Origin of the sequence: Variovorax paradoxus EPS (assembly GCF_000184745.1) — a bacterium.
GTDB lineage: Bacteria > Pseudomonadota > Gammaproteobacteria > Burkholderiales > Burkholderiaceae_C > Variovorax > Variovorax paradoxus_C.
The window spans coordinates 2,193,672-2,213,172 of sequence record NC_014931.1 but is presented as its reverse complement, the minus strand read 5'-3'; the positions used below and the strand labels follow the sequence as shown (position 1 = coordinate 2,213,172).

Here is a 19,501-nt window from a genome sequence, read left to right as displayed (position 1 = left end):
CCCCAGCGGCGTCGAACCCTAGAGGGGGCCTATCTACCCTGGTGTACGCTCACTCGAGGTCAAAAATTTGGAGACACACATGGGCGATAACACCCGCGCAGAAGTACAGGCGCTTGTGGGGGAAGCGACGATCATGAAGGCGATGCTCCGAGCGTTGATCCTGACGCATCCGGACAAAGCTCGCCTACGTGCGGAGTTCGACAGCTTCAGTGAACACCTGATCTCGCAGATGCTGGCTGCATCTCAGGTTGGGGACACTTCGGTCAGCGCAGCACAGGACTTGAAAGCCCGTCTGCTTCAGCAACTGCCTTCGCCCACATCAAGTTGATGATCTGAGTGACGGTCGACGTGCTTGCGCCCCGCCGCGCGCGCCGGGCGCGCCCGGGGCGGATGCGTTCGAGAACTGCGGCATCTACTGCTCGCTTGCGGTCGAAAGAACGAATTTTCATCTGGCCAGTGTCCGGCCGCTCACGGCATTCCGGCGAACCCTACGGGGGGTCGACTTGCTGGGACGCACGCGCACCTCGATGGCGGGGATCATCCTCGGCATAGCGATTTTGCCGGTGGCTTTCGCAGTGGTCGTCTTGTTCGCTGGAGTCGCGGCCGATCCCCACGGTCGAGGCATAGCCAGCAGCCTCCCGCGGGCACCTGCCTTGAGACCCACGGACAATGGTGAGTTCGGCTGGGAGAAGGGAACGATGAACGCTTCCACGCCCAATCCGTCGAGCTAGCCTACAAAGGCTCCCAGGCCTTCCCGTTCCATCGCGCGCTCTTCCCGCCGACGGTGGAAATCGTCCCAACAGGGCGTGTCGTGGGCGAGGCAAGCTCAACAGGCGCTGCAGCACGTTGACTGCTGCCACCGCCCTGCCCGTCCACCCGCTGCACATCACCCGTGGTCTTGTTGACCCGGTAGATGCTGCCCTCGGTTGAGCTGCCGTCCGCGTTCTTCGTCGCGGGCGTGACCTGCACACTCCACTCTGGCGACGCGACCTTGCCCTGCGCTGCCAGCAATGCCTGCTGCGCCTTCGCGCGATCGGCAGTGGAAGCATTCGGGTCCAGCAGCGTGCGGCGCAGAGTGGCTTCATCCTGGGCGGCCGACACCTGCACGTCTCGCAGCCGGTTCGCGCCGGCCACCTCGTCGCGCCGAATCGAGTTGGCATCGGCTGCACGGCGGTCATCGGCAGCGATGCGTTCCCCCTGCATGCGTGCTGCGGCCGCTTCGCGCTGAGCCATCGATTGAAAGCCCAGTCCAGCACGTTGCACCTCGCCTTCCTGGCGCACCTGCTCGACGTCAGCCGCAGCGCGCGCCTGCACGGGCAGCGCAGCCGCACGCACCGCGCCTTCATCGGACTGGTAGCCGCGACGGGGCGACCACGAGCCGCGCGCGGCCGCAGTGCGAAGGTTCGCGTCATCGAAGAAGCGCTGGCGCGTCCCCTGCGCGGCACCCGCGCCGTCGATGATGGTCGCGCCACCTTGGGGCAACGTCGCATTCGAAGCGCGGATGTCCGCAGCCTGGGCGTTTGCGTCGGCCTCCGAACCCAGCGGGTTTCGCCGTTGCCCAGTAGAGCCGAAGCCCAGCGCGGCGGCCGGCGCCGCCTCGGCAGCAGGGCTCGCACCAGTCGTTGCTACTGGTGCCGGAGCAACGTCGGCGCTTGCCTCTGCCGTGGGGGACTTTGCTGCGGTAGTGCCCGCCGCCGAGAACCCGAGCGGCGCGCGCTCGGCCGTCGGTCCTGCGAACTGTGTGCTGCGCGGGTCGGTGAGGTTGTTCAAACGCATTGGCGCGCTCGCAGCGGGAAGAACACTCGCAGGCTGGAACGACGAAGGGCCAGTGGCCACCACGCCGCGCTGCAGCGCGGCATCATTGAGAGGGGTCGAACGCGCAGCCGAAGGACGCGGATAGATGCCGAAAGCGGCGCGCTCCTCTTCCTTCACAGCTCCGCCATTCGCGAAGCCTCGCGGCTGAAAGCCAAAGCCATCCGGCGCCGGCGCGCTGGGTGCGCGTGCGCTACGCGGCGCGAAGCCCTGGGCAGCCGCCGTGCCCGCCGTTGCCTGGTCGAAGAATTGCTGGCCCTGCGCCGAGCTGTCGATGACGCCAGGGCCTGCGCTGGTGGCGACTGGCGCTGCAGCGGTTCCCGCCGCGGGAAGCGTGGACGCCACCGCGCGGACAGCTGGCGCGGGTCCGGTTGCCGCAGGCGTCGAGAACTGGTCCACCACACTCATTGTTCCGCGCGGCGCGCCGCCGTTGATCGTCACCTGGCCCGAAACATCCCCGCCGCTGTACGAGTTGCCGATGCGCGTTACGTCGCCGCCATTGGCAAAGAACATGGACGATTCGTCGACGCGCGGCTTGAACCCGGGAGCGCCACCTACTGGCGCATGCGTGGCGTCCTTCATGGCATTGAGCGCCTTCACGCCGACGGCATGCACCTGCTCGGGCGGCAGCTCGTACTCGCCATTGCTGACACGCACCGGCATTGGCGCACCCAGCCCGGCCAGACTGCCCTCGCCGAGTTGCTCAGTGGAGTCAGCCGGCATGATGTAACTGCCCTCCGGCACCGTCTTCTCGATGGAATCGGACGTGCCGGTACCGGGCCCTCGAATGGGCCCGCCGTTCGCCTTTTGGTCGGACTTGCGTGCCGAGCGTGGTTGAAAGCCGTGCATGGGCTACCCCTTCATATGTCGCATCGCGCGATTCTTTCGGCGGCGGCGTCAGGCATCAAACCCCAGAGGGGGCGGTGCGTCACACCGGCGAGCTATCGCCGCCGCTGATGGACGACGAGGCGTTGACGGCATTGATACCGGCGCTGGCCTGCGAGGCCAGCATCGTCGCCGCGGCCTTGGCCAGATCGGCCTTCGACTGCGCGGTGACCACGATGGCGCGCTGATTCGCCTCGTTCGTGCCGGCCTGCAGCCGTGCATCCTCGATCGCGAGCTGCACGCGCGGCTGCAGCGCCTGCACCTCGGCCGAGTACAGCGCGACCATCGAGCGATTCACATCGAGCTCGAGCCCGGCCAGACCGGTGGCCAGCTGCATAGCCGTCTGCGGCCCCATCATCAGCGTGCGGATGTAGTCGGCCATCGCGCTCATGGCCTTCGAGCGCAGATCCAGCGTCTGCTGAACTGCGAAGCGCACGTTCTCGACCTCGGTGTCGAAGCTCTTGATGGCGATGTCGCGGCTGATCTCGGCCAGCTTGCGGCTGCGGTCCAGTTGGATGCGCTGTAGCCCGTGGACCAGCGCGCCGGGCGGCAGCGGGTAGCCGCGCGCGGCCCAGCCTGCGGTCAGGTTGTCTTCGGCCTCCATGCTCTCCTCCAACACGCGGGCCTTGCCGCGCTGCCAGAGCTGCTGCTCGACGCCGGCATTAATACCGGTCCCACTATCCACGATGGCCTTGCGAAGCCACTCCACCGCCTCGTCGTACGGCCCCAGCGGGAAGTAGTTCTGGAAGAAGTCCGCGATGCCCTGGCCGATGAGGTTCACCAGCTTCTGCAGCTGGGTGTTGTACATCGCTTCCCCGTTCATGATGTTCGGGTCTTGCAACTGTGGCCGCAGAGGCGGCACGTAGCTCTTGTCGAGCACCGGCACACCGATGATCGGCGCCGGGCCGATGTCGCCGAGTCCGGCAGCGATGCGCGCGTTGGATTCGTTGGTGCGCGTCTGGGAGTTGTCCCACATCGCGTTGATGACCTGCGTGGTCGTGACCGCGGCGCCGGCACCGCCGGTGATCGGATCGGGAACGGTGACGATGGGCATGCTAGATCTTTCGTTGAAGGTCGGCCACGAGGAAGTTGACCGTGTCGATTTCGAAGTCGGCGCCGTCTTCGTTGAAGAACTGCACCGTGACGTAGTTGGACTTCAGGCCCTTGCCCGGGGTGAAGCGCTGCTGCTGCATGTGCTCCGAGAAACCGCGGGTCTTGTAGATGAACTCGCGCCCCTCAACGATGACCTTGAGGAAGAGGTTCCCGCTGGCGGACATGCCGACGTAGCACTCGGCGATGGTCTTCTGCGAGGATGTGCCGAAGTCCATCTTTCCGAGGTCAACGCTCGCGCGGATCGGCGCGCCCGCGTCGTCGTCGCCCTCCAGCAGGAACAGGCCGTCGGCGCTGGCGCCGTACTGCTTGCCGTCGATCACCGCAAAGCTGTTGAACGGGTAGCTTCGGTAGATCGTGCTGCCCTTGGCGTCCGCGTGCCAGACCCAGGTGTCCTGGTCAGTGCGCCCGGTAGCGCCCTCCAGCACACCGGTGGAGCCGGCCTGGATGAAGGTGCGAGCTACGGCCTCCAGCAGTTGCTCTGTCGCCACCGACGGCGCCGCGTTGATGACTTCCTGGATCACCGCGTCCAGCAGCGTCGTGGGCACCGCCGTGCTTCCGAGCGTGATGTGTTCCAGCACCGCAACCAGCAGTGTGAGGTTGCCATTGGCCGTCGCGCCAGTGGCCATCGTCTCCAGTGCATAGCCTTCGTCGTTCGGCTCACCCCAGCTGAACGTCGTGAGGGCTGGCAGCGAGACCTTGACTTCACCATAGGTTGCGTCGGCCGCGAGCACGGTCAGGACGGGCAGCTTCACAGCCACTTCGCCCAAACCGCCGCCCTGCCCGAGGGCCGTTGCCACAAGAATTGGCAGAGAGACATCCACGCCGCTCGATCCGATGCCGGGGACCATGCCGCCGTAACTCGTGGTCGTGAGCGCCGGCAGTGTGGACTTCACCTCGCCGTAGGCGCCGCTGGCCGCCAAGCTCGTCAGCGTCGGCAGCGACACGAGAACATAGTTGCCCGATCCGGCATCGACGGTCAATGCTGGGAGCATCGCCGAGGATTCGCCGAGGGCCGCGTCAGAACTGAGCACTTTGAGCACCGGCAGCATCGTGCTGCTGACGCCGTAGCCCACCTCCTGCAGCGAAGGGTTGTCCACCATGTCGCCCACGTCGTGCATCGCGACCGTCAGGTAAAGGGGTTCCCGTCGGTAGGTGGATGGCTCGGAGTCCAGGTCGTTGCCGTTCAGCAGGAACACGACCTCCCTGCCGTCGTAGTCGATCTCAAACTCGTCGTCATCGAAGAAGGTGCCGAGGTCCACGCCGGTGCGCGCGTTGTAGACGCGGTTGCCGGCGAAGCGAAGGCCGTGGCGGATGTGGCCGTAGCCAGCGTTCGGAATGGAATACTCGGTCAGCCCTGCGACCACGCCGCTGACACCCGTGGGGATCTTGAACTTTGCCGACCCTGCAGTGATACCGCGACGCGATCGGCCAAAAGAATTCCAACCAGACGGCGGCTCGGAGACTCGCTGGCCGGGAGCACCCTGCTGCTCGGCCTGCTCTGGCACCGTGATGAATCGATAGCCGACGATCCCATACGAGGGCTGGGAGCCGCCGACAGGGACCTGGATTCCGGCGCCCGGCGCGTTGGGAGGCGTGAGCCCCTTTACGACCAAGGAGTAGCCCGCAGGCAACCATGTTCCGTCGGGCAGCAGCGTGCCCGGTCCAGTAGGTGCCCCGCCTGAAGGAGCGGTGTATGCAGCCCCCACATCCATTGACCAGCCATCCGGTCGGGTATATCCGAGGATCGGTTCGACGTAGGTATACGCCGGGCGGTAGGGCACGTACGGCGTCGCGGGGATCGAGTAGGCCTGACCCAGGCGCTTCAGTGCGTTGCTCATGGTGGAGTAATCCTGTCGTCCGACAGCCAGGGGGCGCCGGGTGTTGCGTTCTGTGCGCGGCCGTCGTTGCGAAGAAAGGCCAGGGCACCGAATGATCTTGGGCCCGTGTTGGCACCGTTCGCGCCCGGCAGCGTCTCGGTTGCCAGCGTGGAGATGGCCGCGCGCTTCGTCCATGTGAGCCCGCGATTCTTCGACTCGAAGAGCGCATGCACCCCGCCGTCGTAGACGGGCATGAAGAGTTGGCTGCGCGAAACCGCGAGCGGCACTCCCGCCCTGCCGGCCTGCAGCGGCATGTTGCCCAGCAGCGTGAGCGGCCCGTCCTCGGTGAAATAGATCGTGGGGTTCGAAGTCCAGTTGGCGCTGTAGTTCGCGTCGTTGAAGAACAGCAGCGCGCCGCCGCCCGGCGCGATGCAGGCGCCTCGCTCCCAGCGCGGAAATGCCAGGGCGAGGTAGTCCGTGCTCAGCGCTGCGAACGGTGGGTCGAAGAGCGTGCCGAGCAGGGCGACCGTGCCGGCTTCGAGGTCGGCCACACCGAAGCGCACGCGAGCATTGCTGTATCGAGTGCCCGGTGACCATGGGCCGGGCGGCGCCTCGTCAGGCGAGGACAAGATGGCATACACCAGCGCCTTAGTGCGCGACAGCGGCACGATGGTGGCGCCGGTGTTCATCGCCGCCGTGTTGCACGTCGCCCAGGCGCCCAGCGGGCCAGTATTGGCCGCGTATTCGGCCTGCTCGTGCGCGGTGAGCGACGGTGCCGAGAACGTGGTCCAGGTGACGCCGCCGTCCGTCGAGGCGAAGAAGAACAGCCCCGGGTGCTGGGTGCGGTCGTACCCGGGAACCGCGGCACCGCGCCAAAAGTAGGCCCCGCCCATGCCGAGGAACGTGCTAGGCCCCACGCGATTGAACGCAAGCGGGAAGATGATCTGGCCTGGGATCTCGGCCGCGATGACCACGCGCTGCGTCTCCCCGTCGTCGAACGCCACGGCGATGATGTTGTCGCCGTCAGCATTGAGCGCCGGGTAGGCCATGGCGTGCTCGTAGCGGCCGCCACGGCGCGCGCCAATGGTCGTGAAGATCGACGCCGTGCGGATGCCGGCACCATCGTTCGCGCCCACGGCGCCCAGCGGCGGCCGGGTGGTCGGCGTCTTGCCGTCGCGCGTGATGTACGAGTCGATGCGGTAGACGCGGTTCGGGCCGAACTTGCTGGGAATGTCGCCCACGTTGGCGAACGCCGAAAGGGTCCAGGCGGAGCCGTTGCCGCGCGTCAGCAACTGCGGGATACCGAGCTCAGAGGTGGGCGCAGGGCCGCGCAGTGAGAAGCTGCCGCGCGCGGTGGCCGAGCCGCGGACGACGGCACCCTCGCCTTCGTCCCCCTCGATGCCGAGCGAATAGAAGCCGTCCAGCGCCTGGTCTGAGACCTTGACCGTGAGGTGCCCACCCTTGTTGCGCGCCTCGGCGCCGAAACGGCGCTTGCGCGACCAGGTCGTGGAGCTATCGCCTTCGCCGGCAAGCGTGTAGGCTGCCGTACGACCAGGGCCGCTCCAGCCACCCCGGTTCTTGGGGAATTCGTCGGTCATACCTCTTCGATGACAAGCACCGCTCCTTCGGGAACATTGGTCGTTCCACCCGTCACAGCCCAGTCGTTGTCGGCCGAGCCCTCAAACGTCGAGATCACGAGGAAGTACGTCCCCGCCACGAGTGTCTCGATGATCTCGGACCGGTAGTCGCTGCCACCAGAATTGATGTCTTCGTTGGAAGCGATCAGGTTCCCGAAGGAGTCATAGAGTGCAAGAAACGTGTCGAAAATCTCCGGGTCAGGAGACGTGGCGGTCGAGAACTTCCAGTTCCCGCTCCCCGGCGTGATACGGAGCCAGACCGGTGTGCCATCCAATGCGGGCAATGGCAACTCGAAGGGCACATCAACGTCAATCGGATTCGTGTGCGACTCGCCCGGTTCGCCCGGTTCGGGATCAGGCGGTGGCGGTGCTGCTGCCGCACCGCCCACCTCGTACGAGTTGACGAAGCCAGTCCAGAACGGCGGCGCGGGCGCGGGAGGCGCAGAGCTTTCCAGAATGTCGTTGCCGAAGACGTGGATGTACTCCACGTAACCACCGTTGCGGATACTGATAGGGACTTCCCACCGCCACTGCGTGGTCGCCGGGAGGCTTCGCGTTCCGGCAAGGACGCCATCCACGTAGAACTCGATGTCGTACCCCGCCGTCACGACCATCTTCAGGATGTGGGTGGCTGCCGACGCAGGCGGAGGCGACATCGTGTCGAGGTCACCCTCAAGACCGAAGAAGACACTCCCCGAGCTGTTGAGCTGAATGCCCGGTCCAACTGCGGCAGAGAAGTCCTCGTTGAACGCAGTGATGCGCAGCATCGAGAAGTTCGACCCCGGCGTGCTGAACTCAGCCTCGACGGTCATGCCGACGAGGTTGCGGCTGGTAAATCCGACAACGTCGGGACTGATGTTCAGAAGGACGTTAGCCAGCGTGGTGATACTGTTCAGGCGCCCGCCCGAGACAGTCACTTCCGTGTAGTTGCCATTCCAAGCCGGTGAGATGCCCGCAGCACCGGTTGACGACGAGATCAGACTGGCGTTGTCCGACAGGTCCGCATCGACATTGAAGTCGTCGCGAACGTCATAGGTTGCGGGAAGCGTCGCCATTGTTTATCGCTGCTCTGATGCCGTGCCAACCGGCACTTCTTACATGCCCTTGGGCGAGCCGACGTTGTAGTAAGTGATGGGCGGCGCCGTAACGCCGCTGACCAGCGCCACAGAAGTCAGATTCATATCGGCGCCAGCCAGGCCCACCGAACCCTGCAGGCGCAATGCCGAGGCCGAGGCGGAACCGTCGTCTGCCGAGAGGACGTGCCGGTAGAACGACGCCGTGCCCGTCGCCACGCTGGTGCCCGACCAGGTCTCGCCAGCCGCCTTCAGCATCACGCCATCGCTCGGCGCCGCGAAGGTGAGTCCGCTGCCACCGTTCTTGATGGTCACGAGCAGCGTAGCGCCGCCGATGGCGTCTTCGGCGTCGTCCGGGATCGCCCCGGCGTAGATGCGGATCTCTCCGCCGTCCAGATCGGCTTTGAGCTTTGCCAGCATGGAGTTGCGTTGAGCGATTGAGAGCTTCATGAGGTATCTCCTTAAACGGAAGCGAAAGCGAAGCCAGCGACCACGCGCAGCGTGCTGCCGGCGTCCACGGTCTTCTGGGAAGCGAAGCGCACGACAGAGATCAGCGTGCCGGTGTTGGCGCCCTTGGGTGAGGCCGACACCAGGAAGACACCGCGGATGACCTTGGGCGCGTTGAAGACGAATTCGGCCTTGTTTGCCGAGTTGTCCACTGCGCCGTTGTTCACAGCGCCTTCTACAAACTCCAGGCGCGCTGCCGCGCTGTAGGCCGTACTCTCCTGCGCCGCTGCCGCGATGGTTGCGGCCTTGTCGTCAGGCGTCGGCGTGTAGTCGCCCTCGAACGGCGCGATGTACCAGGTGCCCACCTGAGCACCGTTCTTGAAGGTGCCGGCGGCCATATGGTTCAGCCCCTCGATGGGCACCAGGTTGTGCTCGACCGAGCACTGCGACACGGAGCCGTCCGGCGCCACCACCTCGGTGGTGTAGGTCACGCCAGTCTTGATTTCAGAGGTCATCGGAGGTTTCCTTTCGGATCACGTCCGCATCGGCCCACGCAAGGGCTGCGGCGCGGTTGGGTTGAACACCGTTGCGGGTGGTGACGACGCTGGAACGGCCGTCTCGCATGCGGTACAGGGTTGCGCCGAACGAGGCCGGCGGCAGGCGGAGTGCGTTGGCCTGAAGCAGCTCAACGGTGCCCAGGGCATCGCCGGATGCGAGGCCCTGGGGTGTCTGCCAGTACGCCTTGAACTCTTCGGGTGAGAAAACACCGGTGCCGGGGATGGCTCCGAAGGGGAAGCGAGGCACCAGCGCGGCTTCGCCGAAGAAGTCGGTGATCCAATACGTCTTCTGCTCGGTGCAGACGTAGACGCCACCTTCGACGGGTTCCATCACCGTGACCTTCGAGGGGAATGGCACGTAGCCCCGCGCGGGCTGGTAGATGCCACTGGCGTAGGGCACCGACACGAAGACGATGTTCTCGTGCGCCACGAGCAGGCTGCCGTTGTGCATGCGCACGATGTGGCCGGCCGGCATCGGCGCGGTGTTGAGCGTGCGCGAGACCCGGCCGCCGGGCGCCAGCACGGCCACCGAGGTGACGATGCCGTAGCTGGAGACGTGATCGCCGTTCGGGCCGGACAGCCACACGGTGGCGCCCGCGGCGTCGGCGATGTCGATGCGCCCGCCATCCGGGACCTCGATCTGCACAGCGTGCGTCGGCGCGCTCTCCCCTTGCGGGCCCGACCAGGTGAAGGCAACGATGTACAAGCCCTCCGGCAGCGCACCGCCAGCGCTGGCCACCACCTCGGGCGACAGGGCCGGCGCGGCCGACATCGGGTAGTCCACGCCGTCGACGATGCAGCGCAGCTCGAGCCCGTTGCTCCACGACACGATGCCGTTGGCCGCCCGCGCGTAGCTGACGGGCATCTTCGGCAAGCCGGCGCGCAGCACCGTGGCGGCAAGGCCGGCGCCAGCGGGCGACAGCGCGCACAGGTCGTCATCGACCATGGCGAAGGCACCGAGCGGATCGCTCCACAGCGAATGCACGGCGCCAGCAAGTTGCAAGCTGAAGCCTTCGCGGCGCTTGAGGCCGCCCCTGCCCGTGAGGTCGACGTTGTCGGCGCCATAAAGGTAGCGCGCGCCTTTGGAGTCGCGCTGCGCGGCATCCAGCTCGGTCGGGCGGAGCTTGTTGTTCAGGCCGAGGAACGGACCGACAGGTACGTCTCGCGCCATCAGAACCGCCACACGATGGTTTGGTGCGGCTCGTCGGCGCGGGCATCCTTGCGAAGGTCGGCATCGGGGCGCAAGCCGAAGTAGCGCTCGAAGGTGGCCAGCTCGCGCTGGGAGCGCGATGCGTCGAAGGCCTCGGCATCCTGGATGCCATAGGCGCGATGCAGCGCCCAGTGCACCAGGAAGCGATGGTGCACCGGTGCAATCTCCGGCGTCGCGGTTGGAATATCGGCGCTGAGCGGATTCTTCGGCAGCCGCAAACCTTCCAGGTAGAGCGAGTAGGCCTCTGCGACCTCGCCGGCCAGCACGATGCGCACGTCTTCCTGAATCAGGGTGCGCGGCTTGCACGAAGCACGGCGCCATTCCGGGTCGATCCGGTTCATCGCGTCGCGGCTGACGATCTTCAGGACGATGCGATCGCCCGCCGCCGGCACCAACTCGGCGTAGGTGATCTCGAAGAAGCTGGTGAATGAATAGGCCCGCGTCGGCGCCGTGATCGGGATCGAGACCTCATCGGGCAGAAGCCGCCTGCGGATGGCTGCCTCTTCCTCCGCTTCGGTGAGCCAGCCTGCGATCTCCTCGTCGGACCAGAGCACATCGCTCTGGCCGCCGCCTTCGCTGCGTGCCTGGTCTCCCGATTCAAGGCGGAAAGACTTGATGAGGTCGTCGGTGGTCATTGCACCCCGAACTGGTCGATCAGCCCGACGACTTTCGCGCGCATGTTGTCCAAGCTCAAGGTCTTCGGGACCGTTTGCTGGAACTTGTCGCGCGCGAAGTTCTGCAGCGCGTCTTTGTCCATCGAGTCCAGCGTCTGCACCAAGTCGAGGCGGTTCTGTTCCAGCAGCTTCTGCTCGTCCTCGAGCTTCTTGGCGGCCGCGAGGCGAGCTTCTGTGTCGTCCTCTGGCACCTGCGTGGACTCGTCCTTACCCTGGGCCGCCTCGCCCGTCGGTGCAGCCGAAGTCAGCGACGTGGCACCGGTCTCGCTGGAGCTACCCTCACCCGTTGGGGCAACGGGCGACTGCGTGGGTGCAGGGGCGAGCACGGGCGCGGCAGCCGGGACCACAGGCTCGAGCACGACTCGTTCGAAGCAGTCATCGTGTCGCAGAAACTTCGCGACCAGATCCAGGTCGGTGATGACGCGCACCTGGCCGGGCTCGAACGGGAGGTTCGAACCATAGAGGCGGTCGTAGAACGGGTCCTCGCGCCCGATGTACTTCACGGGCACGCCATTCGTGTTGGTGGGCATGAGAGCTCCTTGAGTAAGAGAACAGGGGAAGGCGATGCCGCCTTCCCCTTCGACATCACTTCGCGCCCAGGCGCTCGCCGTGGACGATGAAGTCGACGCGGCTGACCTTGGCGTTGGCGGCGCCCGCGAGGGTCAGCACCAGAAAGGCTTCCTTCGCCAGCGTTACCGGCGCCTTCGACGAGCTCGTGCGCAGGCGAGCGGCGGCATTGAGAACGATGCCCGCGCCGAAGTAGGCAAGGTCCTGGGGAACCTCCGCACTGTCCTCGCCGTCGGCGTACTCGAAGCCGATCGAGCCGGTCACCGCCGCGGTCATGGCGGTCGACACGATCGATTGCAGGTCCTCGAGCCGGAATCCGGCCGGCAGGCTCTGCAGGTACACCTTGTCGCCGACGCCGAGGGGCGTGGTCGCATTCGCGCGGACAGCGGCACCGGTGGCATCGGTTTCGAGCGTTGCCCGCAACGTGGTGACGTTGCCGTAGGCGGCCATGCCGCCGAACTGGTTGATGCCCAGTCCCTTGAGTTTGATGTTGGCCATGTATGGCTCCTTGATGGGGTGAAGGGAGAGAGGCCGGGTTGCCCCGGCCCTGGGTCATCAGCCGCGCGGCTTGATGATCGGCACCACCGTGTCGAGGACCGTCACACCGTGGTCGGTGAACTGGGTCTCATCGCCGTGGTCGATCGCGAAGCGAACCTTGGACATGCCCAAGATCGCGCCGATCAGGATTTCGAGCTTGTCGCCGTGGTCGTCCTTCTCTTCGCTCCAGAAGAACGGCATGCCACTGTGCTCCGAGGCACCGAAGGCCTGCGCCAGGCCCTGGCCGCCCATCAGGATGGCGCGGTCGATGGCGAACTTCGTGGTGAAGCTGGCCGGCACGACGGCACTCGACTCCACCTCGGTGTCATAGGCAGCGCAGTACCGGATGGTGTCGCCGGCGTAGAAGCGAATCGGCTTGGGCATCTTGACCATCAAGATGCCGCCCCACAGACCAGCTTCCATCAGGAACAGCGGGTGGTCCTTGGCCAGACGCGCACGTGCCACCGCATTCGCCTGGAAGTTGCGGAAGGCCGGGTCCGTAGCGAAGCCGCTGTACTGCGCAGGCGAAAGCAACATCACGCGGATCGGGCTGTCGGTCGCGGCCTGGTCGTCGTCGAACTTGACGGGGGGCGGCGGCAGCGGAATCTGGTCGATGTAGGTGCGAACTGCATCGACGGTTCCCATCTTCAGTAGGTCGGTCGAAGCGATGTCGAGTTCACCGGCATTGACGGTGAACTGGTCGATCGCGCCGGCCTTGGCCATGAAGTGGCGGTTCTTGGTCGGCGCCTTGACCCGGTTGACCAGGATCTCGGAGAACGCCGGGTGCGTCTCGACCGGCACACGCCACTCGATGTTGTCGTGGAAGCCGCGCGCGCCCGCCGCGTGGACCAGGATCGACTGGTCCAGATAGTCGTCCATCTTCTGTTGCGCGAGCGGGCGCCCGACACGGCGCAGGTCGACCGGACTGCGGATCTGCGACATCACATCGCCCATGTCGATCGGGAAGCGCGCCTGATTGACGCGCAGGCGGTCTTCGGACAGCTTGATGCCCACGCCGCGACCCTTGGCGTACGCGCTGCCCATGATCGGGTAACCGCCGCTCGGGTTGATGAGGTTGAACTTCACCTCGTCGCCCTTGCCCTGGCCCAGGTCCTGCGCCTGCACGATCGGCATGTGGTTGCTGGACTGCTTCTTGATCGTGCTGATCGCACCTTCCAGCTTCGGCATCTTGCCGACCAGCCGGTTCATGGTGGTGTTGCGTTGCTGGCTGACGGCGAATACGCCAGCTGCTTGCTGGACCATCGCTTTCGGGTCGCCATACGCGGTTTGCGTCTTCGTTGCGGTCATCAAGACCTCCTTGTGTGTGGTGCTGCGTGGGCCTGACGGCTCACAGGGATCGGTTCAGGAACGCATCGATCTGCGCCGGCGACATGCCTTGCATGGCATCGGCCATCGATACGGGGTCCATAGCCGCCAGTCGCTCGTGCGGCGACAGCGCGTCGGCCCGCCCGCCCGGGATGTCCGAGAGGGAGGCCGGCACGGCTGGTGCCGCGGCAGCGATGGCGGCTTGCGCCGCGACCTTGGGATCGGTCACGGCGGCTTGGCCTTTTCCAGGAGCCGGAGCCGCCGCAGGTGCGGCGGTGGCCTTCTTGAAGTCGTTGAACAGCTCGACCACCTTCTGCGCGCTGCCCTTCGCCAGCACCTCGTGCAGCGTGGGCTGCACGTAGCTGGGCTGACTGGCGATCCACGCCTTCAGCTCGGCACTCTCCGCCACGGAATCCGCGTCGGGGTGCGCTTTGTAGATGGTGTCGAAGTGCGCGTCATGCGCACTGCGCTGCTGGTGTTGTTGCAGGGGAGCGATCGCCTTGCTGATCCGCTCCTCCACGCGTTGGTCTACCAGCGTCGCGATGCCCTTCGCCAACGCCTCCTCGGAGAAGTCACCGAAGAGGGCGGGGTCCACCCCGCTGGCGATCGCCGCTTGCGCAGCCGCCACCTGGTTGTCCGTCTTCGTCGGCGCTTGCCCCGCTTCAGCGCGCTGTTGCGCTTGGGTTTGCAGGTCAGCGAGTTGGCGCTGGGCCGTCTCCGCTTGCGCCTTCCAGTGCTGTTCGCCCTCGCGAGCCTGCACCAGCTTCTCGTAGGGGATGGTGTGCTTGCCATCCTTCGCGAGCAAGACGGCGTTGGACGCATCGAGCTCGGCTGCGGGAGCTGCTGCCGGCGCCGCGGCGGGCGCTGGAGCGGGGGAAGGTGCAGGCGAAGCTGCCGTAGCGGCTGCGCTGCTGTTCGTGTTGGCGGCACCCGCTTCGGTAGAAGCGGCGGCGTCTGCAGCAGTGGTGGTCGCGGGCGCGCCACCGTCGTCCAGCCCGAAGCTGGTATCGCCCGATGCGAGCTCGAGGAGCTGCGCAGCCTGCTGCGGCGTCAGTGCGCCAGTGATTTCGTTGTTCTGGAAAAAGTCGTTGGATGTCGTCATGCCTGTCCCGCCACATATCGCCGTGGCCGCAATGGGGGCCAGCAATCCGGTGCGAGCCACGTGGGCCCGCGCCATCTGCCTTGAATCCACGGTGTTGCCACCGTGACGTCGCCCCAACGCTCGCGCGCGGTGCTTGAGGGGCAGTTTCAAGAAGCGGGCTGCAAAGAGGAAACCCTACAGGGGGCTGCGCCACGCGGTAGCATCCCACTCCAAACTTGGAGAAGTCATGAAGAACAGCGAGATCCTTGCGCGTCTAGACCTCGGCCAGTCGGTCGCAGAGAACGATCGCAATCTAGCCAGCTATTTCGTGCCGACGGTAGCCGTCTCCGACTTCGTGACGGATCGCTACGACCTGATCCGCGGCGTTAAAGGAAGTGGGAAGTCGGCTCTGCTGCGTGTTGTTTCTGGTGGACAAGCAAACTACCCCGAGCTCAAGGACGTATTGCTGCACGTTGCGACTGAGCACGCCGGGGAGCCCTCGTTTAAACGCGCTTTCGATCAGATCAAGAAAGACTCTTTCAGTGAAGCCGAACTTGTTGCGGCCTGGAAGACATATCTCCTGAATCTGGTGCTGGACGCGCTCTCCAGTTCGTCGTCTGCCGAAGCTAAAGCTGCACTCGCGTACGCAGAGAAGGTTGGCATCCGATTCCGTACAACAAGCAACTACAAGAAAATCTTCTGGTCGCTGCTGCGCTTTCTTCATGTCGAGAAATTCAGTGTCAGTGCCGAGGGCCTGATGGCTGAGTTTCCAGATGCGCCACCGGCGATTTGGACAGATAAGCCGCACGCAGTTGTAGATTTTCCCGAGGCGTTGCGCCTGTGCTCAGACGCCCTCAAAGCTCAAAGCCAGCGTTGCTGGGTTCTGGTTGATCGACTTGACGCGGCATTTCAGGATGAACCAGCGTTGGAGCAAGCAGCCCTCAAATCACTACTAGTCGCCTACAAGGACTTCATGGGCTACGACACTGTCCGCCTGAAGCTCTTCCTCCGCACCGACTTGTTCGATCAGGTGACTCGCACTGGCGGTTTCCGAGAACTCACTCACGTCCTTGATCGCACCTCCCCTCCTATGGCCTGGGACAGTGATCAACTGTTGGCCATGATCATGGAGCGGTTCATGTTTAATGAATCAATCCAAAAAAAGTATGGTTTGGTCCAAGTGGATATGCGCGATCCCGACTTGCGACAAGCGGGCTTTTTTTCCATCTTTTCGGGCCAGATCGAAGTCGGCTCCCGCCAGTCTGATAGCTGGACGTGGATCTTCAACCGTATACGTGACGGCAACGGCATTCGCACTCCACGTGACCTACATGCTCTCGTTACGAACGCTGCACGAAAAGAGTCCGACATTTTGAGTCGCGGAGGTGATGAAGCGTCGGACTCGTTGATCAGCCCGGCGGCAGTGAAAGCCGGTCTGGACCAGATGTCCCAGGACAAAGTTCGGACTTCTCTCATTGCGGAGAACCCAGGTCTCGAATCCTCTATCCGCGCATTTCAACGAGGGAAGGCGGAGCACAATGGAGAAACACTGAAGAAGCTCCTAGGTCCAGAGTGGGACAAGATTGTCGAGGATCTTCAGCGCATTGGTTTTGTGGAGCGCGTCGGCGATAGTTGGAAAATCCCTCAGCTGTATCGCTCAGGTCTGGAAATCACACAGGGCGCTGCGTTCGAGAAATAGCGCGCAAATTCGCGATGCTTCAAGGACCGGAGGGCGATGTTTGCTAGGCTCCGAAGATGACCGAACAGACCCCACCCGATTCGTGGTTCCTTCCCGCTGAGATTGCGATTGCTCGACTCGCCGCGCTCTACGGAGGACACGAAGCGGTTTGGAAGAATGTGGAAGGACGGCGCGCAGCCTTCAACACCGTTTGGCAACAGGACTCGGAAGAATTGGGTCAGGTGCTGCACGCGCATCTAGTCGTGGAGTTTTTCCTCACAGAGTTCCTCCAGCGCCTTCACCCCGCATTGGACCTTGACCAACTCCGCCTGCGCTACGAGCAAAAGGTCGGGATGATTCCGAGCACCCACGCCCTCCTATCAGGCGCGAAGCCGGGTCTAAGAGCCCTTGGAACAATTCGCAATCGAATGGCCCATGTCAGGCGCGTGCAAATCTCAAAGGATGACATCCAAGCTATCGTAGGGATCGCAATGTATTCGGCCTTCACCAAGGCAGGGGGCACCTTCGATTTGACACAGGCAAGCCCCAAGGAAGTGGTCATCCACTTTTCCGAGTGGGCGGCAGGCATGTTTCACAGCGCAGCCGACCCTGACAAACAAAAATGGGCGACGGCGTTTGACGCATCGCAAGACGTTCCAGGCTACGAGTTCTTCCTGAAGCCACCGCCTTCGGATGGTGTCCCTGGTGTGGGTCGAAAGACCTCCCTTCTCGGCGATTCCTAGTCACTCACGCTGGCACGTTGTCGGTGGTGCGCGCCGTCTCGATACCATCCATGCCCTGCCCGCCCTCACCAGCTCGCGCGGGGAATGTCGGGCTGGTGTTCTCGCGCAGTGGCGGTGCCGCTCCCGCCTCCTCCTGCGCCTCGGGCGCCACAAGCTCGGCCCCCTGCCCTTGGATGTACGGGTCTTTGATGTTCATCGCCGCGGTCTGCGCCGGCGTCGGGAAGTTGGGATCGTCGCCGCCTGGCGTGGGCCGCTTGTAGCCCGCGCCCTGCATGATGGCGTCGGCGATCGGCGCGATCATCGGCATCTGCGCCACCTGCGCGCCGCCCTGCATGGCCGCGAACGCTGCCTGCACACCGGTCTGCACTGCCTGCGCCATCACCTGCTTGATCTGCGCGTCGGTCAGGCGCTCCTTCATGTCGAGCTCGCGAGCCTTCAGGTCGTGACCGGCCAGCTTGACCTCCTGTGCAACGCGCTCCTGGATCTGCTTCTCGATGTCTTCTGAAGAGGCCTGCTGGCCAGCTGCGCGAAGCGCCTCCACCAGGTCGCGCTTGAACGGGACGTTCATGAGGCTGGCCAGGAAAGGCATGGCCGCGGCCTGGTACTGCGGGGGCAGGCTCTTGACCGCCTCGCTCATTGCGTTGAGCTGCTGACCTTGGTAGCTCGGGCTACTCGGCACGTCCTGGAGCGCGACCTTCAGGCGCGTGCGCTGCAGGTCGTTGCTCAGGTAGGCCACACCGGTCTTCGGATCGGTCTCGGGCTTGTTGATGAGGATCGTGCGATCGGGCGTGATGGCGTCACCCTCGATCACGACGGTGTGCGGCTCGCGGCCCATGTCCTCGACGATCATCGCCAGCAGCAGTTCGCCGACCTGGGAGCGCGCAGCCTTGAAGTTGTCCATCAGGTGGGCGAGGCCCTGGTTCGCCTGCTCCACCTGCGTATCCTCCTGCACGCCGCTGGTGGCGGTACCGCGCCGGCCGGAGAACGCCGAGGCAGCCGCCGGCGACACGCGCTCCAGCGCCATTCGCGCGTCATTGAGCATCTGCAGTTGTTGGTCGGTGAGTTGCACATCGCGCTTCACCTCGAACCGGGCGCCTGGCTGCGACATTGCAGCCGGGTCCAACACGATGTCGGCGTTGCGGCGCCCGACCTGCCGACGCAACTGCTCGTCGGTCATTGCCACCGCGCCCTTGGTGCGCTCTACACGATAGGCAGTCATGCCCCATGTCATCGCCGCGGTGCCGCTGTTGAGCCGGTCCTGCTGGAAGATCATGCCGCGCACCAGACCGTATGGAACGCGCGTGCCGTCCTCGCGGTACCCCCAGAACGGCACGTAGGGAAAGTGCCGATGGGTGTACGGGCTGGGACCGTCATGCAGGCGGTGTGGGCCAAGCCAGAAGCTTCGACGCACGCGAGGAATGACGGCGTGTTGAGGCCGCACGAGGCCGCGCGCCAGTGAGTAGTTGTGCACCGCGTTGTCTCGGTCGTACTCCACCACGCGGCCGTCCGGCGAGCGCAGCACCACCGCCTCGGACCAGCGCCGATACCAGAGCTCGGCCACGCACATGTCCTTGCTGACCGGGTCGTACCAGTTGTGCTCGGCCACCGTCCAGCCGCGCGCCGCATCCCAGGCGCCCGTCGTCAGCCCGGTCGAACTGCCACCGTCGAGCGCTTCGGGAGACAGGTTCACCCACCAGGACTGGCCATGTCGACCGCATTCGAGAATGAGCTCGCGATGCTTCGGGAAGACCTTGGCGATGCGGCTTGGCGGCAGCCAGCGCTCTCGGCGCAGGTATCGCGCATCGCTCAGGTCGTCCTCCTTGGCGTAGAAGTCCCAGTGAATCTCGTTGCGGTGCACGGAGGAGCACCGGTACGGATACTTGAAAGGGTCCGACTCGCGCGAGACCTCCACCCATCCGAGACCCACGGCCGCCTGGGGCCGGAATGCCTTCGAGCATGCCTGGTCGGCCTTGGAGTGACGCTCAGCCTCGTTGAGTCGGAAGTTCAGGGCGTCGGCGACGTCCTGGCCGTCCGGCTGTCCGTTGGGCGAGACGCGCCAATCGGTGCGCACCGAGGCCTCGTAGCCCTGAATGGCCAGCAGCGCGGGGCCGATCAGGTCCTCCTTCGCCGGCGGAATGCCAAGGTCCTTCTGCGCGCGCAGCAGCTCGGTGTCGAGCTGATTGCCGTCGGCATAGTCGAGCTCCTTGTCTGCCACCGCGCGCCACGGCGGCTGCTGCTCGATCTCGTAGATGAACTGGCGGTATTCCTCAAGGGTGAGTGCGCCATCGGCGTCCATCTCTTCCTCGATGCTCGGGGTGGTGGTGCTGTTGTTCATGTTCATTGG

The 19,501-nt window shown here is 64.9% G+C and carries 17 protein-coding genes; 3 read left to right on the top strand and 14 right to left on the bottom strand.

Translation table 11 applies throughout. The features are described 5' to 3' along the window. Positions 1 to 79 precede the first annotated feature (79 nt). Positions 80 to 328 carry a hypothetical protein gene (locus VARPA_RS10175; RefSeq protein WP_013540471.1) on the top strand — a complete coding sequence of 83 codons (249 nt, stop codon included), beginning with the start codon at positions 80 to 82 and terminating at the stop codon, positions 326 to 328. 404 nt (positions 329 to 732) lie between these two features. Here VARPA_RS10175 and VARPA_RS10165 read toward each other — a convergent pair whose 3' ends face one another. The 13 genes from VARPA_RS10165 to VARPA_RS10105 all read right to left on the bottom strand — a co-directional run bounded on the left by VARPA_RS10165 (position 733) and on the right by VARPA_RS10105 (position 14,757). After that, complete coding sequence (locus VARPA_RS10165) at positions 733 to 2,661, bottom strand: hypothetical protein (RefSeq protein ID WP_013540470.1); 1,929 nt, start codon at positions 2,659 to 2,661, stop codon at positions 733 to 735. Positions 2,662 to 2,740: 79 nt separating this feature from the next. Beyond that, on the bottom strand, positions 2,741 to 3,751 hold the full coding sequence (locus VARPA_RS10160; RefSeq protein WP_013540469.1) for a hypothetical protein: 1,011 nt from the start codon (positions 3,749 to 3,751) through the stop codon (positions 2,741 to 2,743). 1 nt (position 3,752) lies between these two features. Further along, positions 3,753 to 5,648: a hypothetical protein gene (locus VARPA_RS30155; RefSeq protein WP_013540468.1), complete on the bottom strand. Its 1,896-nt coding sequence runs from the start codon at positions 5,646 to 5,648 to the stop codon at positions 3,753 to 3,755. After that, on the bottom strand, positions 5,645 to 7,225 hold the full coding sequence (locus tag VARPA_RS10150) for a hypothetical protein (protein ID WP_013540467.1): 1,581 nt from the start codon (positions 7,223 to 7,225) through the stop codon (positions 5,645 to 5,647). Before VARPA_RS10150 ends, VARPA_RS30155 begins: the two co-directional genes overlap by 4 nt. Then, positions 7,222 to 8,319, bottom strand: coding sequence for a DVUA0089 family protein (locus VARPA_RS10145; protein WP_013540466.1), 1,098 nt, complete (start codon positions 8,317 to 8,319; stop codon positions 7,222 to 7,224). The genes VARPA_RS10150 and VARPA_RS10145 overlap by 4 nt, the downstream gene beginning before the upstream one ends. Before the next feature lie 39 nt (positions 8,320 to 8,358). Beyond that, positions 8,359 to 8,787: a hypothetical protein gene (locus VARPA_RS10140; RefSeq protein WP_013540465.1), complete on the bottom strand. Its 429-nt coding sequence runs from the start codon at positions 8,785 to 8,787 to the stop codon at positions 8,359 to 8,361. Between the two features lie 11 nt (positions 8,788 to 8,798). After that, positions 8,799 to 9,299 carry a hypothetical protein gene (locus VARPA_RS10135; protein ID WP_013540464.1) on the bottom strand — a complete coding sequence of 167 codons (501 nt, stop codon included), beginning with the start codon at positions 9,297 to 9,299 and terminating at the stop codon, positions 8,799 to 8,801. Next, positions 9,289 to 10,512: a hypothetical protein gene (locus VARPA_RS10130; RefSeq protein ID WP_013540463.1), complete on the bottom strand. Its 1,224-nt coding sequence runs from the start codon at positions 10,510 to 10,512 to the stop codon at positions 9,289 to 9,291. Before VARPA_RS10130 ends, VARPA_RS10135 begins: the two co-directional genes overlap by 11 nt. Next, positions 10,512 to 11,186 carry a hypothetical protein gene (locus tag VARPA_RS30150; protein ID WP_013540462.1) on the bottom strand — a complete coding sequence of 225 codons (675 nt, stop codon included), beginning with the start codon at positions 11,184 to 11,186 and terminating at the stop codon, positions 10,512 to 10,514. Before VARPA_RS30150 ends, VARPA_RS10130 begins: the two co-directional genes overlap by 1 nt. Beyond that, entirely contained in the window at positions 11,183 to 11,755 is a 573-nt protein-coding gene (locus tag VARPA_RS10120) for a hypothetical protein (protein ID WP_013540461.1), read from the bottom strand. The genes VARPA_RS30150 and VARPA_RS10120 overlap by 4 nt, the downstream gene beginning before the upstream one ends. A 55-nt stretch (positions 11,756 to 11,810) precedes the next feature. Beyond that, the gene (locus VARPA_RS10115) at positions 11,811 to 12,290 is read right to left on the bottom strand and encodes a hypothetical protein (protein ID WP_013540460.1); all 480 of its coding nucleotides are present in this window, start codon (positions 12,288 to 12,290) and stop codon (positions 11,811 to 11,813) included. Between the two features lie 57 nt (positions 12,291 to 12,347). Next, positions 12,348 to 13,637 carry a DUF4043 family protein gene (locus tag VARPA_RS10110; protein ID WP_013540459.1) on the bottom strand — a complete coding sequence of 430 codons (1,290 nt, stop codon included), beginning with the start codon at positions 13,635 to 13,637 and terminating at the stop codon, positions 12,348 to 12,350. Between the two features lie 40 nt (positions 13,638 to 13,677). Continuing rightward, a complete protein-coding gene (locus VARPA_RS10105) occupies positions 13,678 to 14,757 on the bottom strand; it encodes a hypothetical protein (RefSeq protein ID WP_041942845.1) in 1,080 nt (359 codons plus the stop codon). Positions 14,758 to 14,983: 226 nt separating this feature from the next. Here VARPA_RS10105 and VARPA_RS10100 point away from each other — a divergent pair, with 226 nt between their 5' ends. Together VARPA_RS10100 and VARPA_RS10095 are read left to right on the top strand one after the other, a co-directional pair. Beyond that, a complete protein-coding gene (locus VARPA_RS10100) occupies positions 14,984 to 16,435 on the top strand; it encodes a P-loop ATPase, Sll1717 family (protein WP_013540457.1) in 1,452 nt (483 codons plus the stop codon). Positions 16,436 to 16,491: 56 nt separating this feature from the next. Next, on the top strand, positions 16,492 to 17,157 hold the full coding sequence (locus VARPA_RS10095; protein ID WP_041942844.1) for a hypothetical protein: 666 nt from the start codon (positions 16,492 to 16,494) through the stop codon (positions 17,155 to 17,157). 4 nt (positions 17,158 to 17,161) lie between these two features. On the opposite strand, the gene VARPA_RS10090 is transcribed toward VARPA_RS10095, so the two are convergent. After that, positions 17,162 to 19,498: a hypothetical protein gene (locus VARPA_RS10090; protein WP_013540455.1), complete on the bottom strand. Its 2,337-nt coding sequence runs from the start codon at positions 19,496 to 19,498 to the stop codon at positions 17,162 to 17,164. Positions 19,499 to 19,501: the final 3 nt, after the last annotated feature.